General features: G+C 37.5%; 2 protein-coding genes. Both read right to left on the reverse strand.

Features of this window, described 5'->3' with window-relative positions; genetic code table 11:
• Positions 1-156: 156 nt before the first annotated feature.
• Complete coding sequence (locus VIG73_RS08730; RefSeq protein ID WP_126342219.1) at positions 157-1,353, reverse strand: IS256 family transposase; 1,197 nt, start codon at positions 1,351-1,353, stop codon at positions 157-159.
• Between the two features lie 273 nt (positions 1,354-1,626).
• Positions 1,627-2,967 (reverse strand): hemolysin family protein, encoded by a 1,341-nt coding sequence (locus tag VIG73_RS08735; protein WP_331641052.1) that lies wholly within the window; start codon positions 2,965-2,967, stop codon positions 1,627-1,629.
• Positions 2,968-3,261: the final 294 nt, after the last annotated feature.

Below are 3,261 nucleotides of genomic sequence, written 5' to 3' on the forward strand. Positions count from 1 at the left end.
GGGACTGTCAATATTTTTGTGTAAATGACTTTTCAACCTTTCAAGGTAGATGGCCACTTTTGTATTCAAATAGACTTGTTCGAAGCTTTGATTTGGATATCTAGGAAAGGGCTAGCCCTTTCCTAGATATCCAAATTTCGCGCTGGCTCGTCCCGGTTAGTTTGTCGGTTCGTGCAGTTGCTCGAACATCTCTTCTAGTTTGGCACGGGCCTGATTAAAACCGATGTGACAACGTGTGGCGAAACGTTGATTGTAGTCTTCGAACTGTGCCACTAAAAAGCGTTCCAGTGATTCTTCGTTCGGAAACTGTTCCTTACGCTTCGTATATTTTTTGATTTGTTTATTAAAAGATTCAATTAGATTTGTCGAGTAGATGCTTCGCCAAATTGCTTTTGGAAACTGATAAAACGTGAGTAAATACGGATTATCAAGTAAGCTCTGTGTAACTTTTTTATACGATTTGCTCCATTTCTCGCAGAACTGCCCAAGTGCTAGCGCAGCTGCTTCGGCGTCCTTGGCCTGGTGAATCGTTTTAAAATCTTCGCAGACTTCCTTGCGATCCTCTACGCGCACTTTATGCATGATATTGCGACCGACATGAACTAAACATACTTGATATTTGGCCTTTGGAAAGACACTAATAACAGCGTCAGCCATGCCTTTTAAGCCGTCTGATACGAATAATAAGACGTCTTCTACACCACGGTCTTTCAGCTCTTCTAGTAGCTCTTTCCAGTTGTAAGCAGACTCCGTTGGGGCAATCGTATAAGCGAGCACTTCTTTAGAGCCGTCTTCGCGAATACCAACAGCGATATAGACGGCTTCCTTTGACACCGTATCACGACGCACGGCAATATACGTTGCATCTAAATACACGCATACATAGCGATTGTGCAGCGAACGTTTATTAAACGCTTCAACCGTTTCTGATACAGCTTTTGTCATGTTTGAAATCGTTTGTGGCGTATAATGATGCCCGTACATTTTCTCGATTAATTGCGCGATTTCAGACATCGTAATCCCTTTTTTAAATAGGTGAATCACGGTATCTTCTAACGTATCGTTTGAGCGCTTATACGGAGCCACTGTCTGTTGTTTGAACTCGCCATTACGATCACGAGGGATTTGAATCGCTAAATCACCGTACTCCGTGTGAAGTGTACGCGAATAAGACCCATTGCGTGAGTTGCCTGAATTAAAGCCGATACGATCATATTTTTCATAATCAAGAAATTCGGTTAGTTCTGTCGCCAGTAGCGAATTGATTGCCATTTCCAAGTGCGAACGAAAAACCTCGGTAATATCTTGTTTTTTCACTAGTGCATCGACAATTTCTGTTGTAAACTGATTCATAGGGAAGACCTCTTTTCTAGGATTGGTTGTGGTGACTTAATTCTACCAAGAAAAGGTCTTCCTTTTTTATTGAAATTTTTCATTTACACAAAATATTTTATACTCTCGTACACAGCTCACCTTTCTTTTACTTGTAGTCCAACTATTTAAGTAGATTGGAATTGATGAACCTGTGTTTTTTCACCTTTTTCAAATACATAATTGCAAGATTTTACTTCAGAAATTCTAAACATGCTTTATTTTGTGAAACAAAACAAAAAAAACAGGAGGAAATTATTCCCCCTGCTCCTCTTCTAATTCAGTTTTTGTTTCCTTCGTTTTCAAAATGTCTAAGCGTACAATTTGATGATTATTGACTTCTGTCGCTGTAAAACGATAGCCCTCATACTCAAACTTCGAACCGACTTGAACATCATCGTGATTCGCCATGAACCAACCACCTACAGTGTCCACGTCTTCGTCCTCAAAATTAATCGGAATTAAGTCTGAAAGTTCATCTAATAGTAATTTACCACTAATATTGTAGTGGCCTTCGCCTAATTTATGGTGTTCTGGTAACTCATCAGCGTCAAATTCATCACGAATTTCACCAACAATTTCCTCAATGATATCTTCAATTGTTACTAATCCTGATGTACCACCATATTCATCCAACAAAATAGCCATATGAATACGTTCTTTTTGGAACTTAATTAATAAGTCACTAATTGGAATTGTTTCAATCACTTGAATTACAGGTTGAACATACTGCTCGACATCATGCTTTTTCGCGTCATCACTACGAATGATTTCGGTCAAAATTTTCTTCATATTTACGATTCCGATAATATGATCCTTATCACCATCATAAATTGGATAACGAGTATATTGCTCAACATTCATTTCTTCAAAAATCTCTTTTACAGTAACCGTTCTGTCGAAACTACAGATTTCAGTACGTGGAACCATTACTTCCTTTGCAATACGATCATCAAATTCGAAAATTCGGTTCATGTATTGATATTCTGAAGTATTGATTTCTCCACCTTTTAAACTATCCGACATAATCATTCTCAATTCTTCTTCACTATGAACTTCTTCATTTTCAGACATTGATTTAAGACCGAATAAACGAGTTAACAAACGTGCTGAACCGTTTAGAATCTTAATTGGTAAATACATGATTTTGTAGAATAGAATTAAAGCGCCTGAGAAATGTAATGTTACAAACTCAGCCTTTTGGATTGCAAGAGTTTTCGGTGCAAGTTCACCTACAACTACGTGTAAAAATGTTACAGCAGAGAATGCGATGATGAATGACAGAATTGAGGCAGCTTTGCCATCAATACCGAATATTTCAAAAATCGGGTGTAATAGAGCCTCAATTGTTGATTCCCCTACCCAACCTAATCCTAAAGCAGTGATTGTAATACCTAATTGACAAGCAGATAAATACTCATCTAAATGAGAAATTACTTTCTTTGCTCGGATTGCTTTCGCATTTCCTTCACTTACTAGCTGATCAATCCTTGTAGATCTCACCTTTACAATGGCAAACTCCGTAGCTACGAAGAACGCAGTAAATGCGATTAATAAAATGAATAACACAAGTTTTATGGCTATCTCGACGTCCAAATATGTCCTTTACAATACTCCCTAAAAAATATACGTATTGTAAAGAATTCACCTCCTGAAATTAATATACTTTAAATTTATACGATAATCATGGTAAATTGCAATGTAAAAGTATCATTTACACAATATTTTCTTATAATTCAGAACAAAAATGAGGCTGGGACAAAAGTTTTGTCTCGGTCGCACAAAAAAGGAAATTGCGTAGGCAATTTCCTTTTTTGTGCATTTTTTCGTGGGAGGCGAGAGGATTTTATCCTCTCGCGGTATATTTTCTTAAGTTTGTTGCCATAAAGG

Source organism: Cerasibacillus sp. (genome assembly GCF_036516575.1).
Lineage (GTDB): Bacteria > Bacillota > Bacilli > Bacillales > Amphibacillaceae > Cerasibacillus.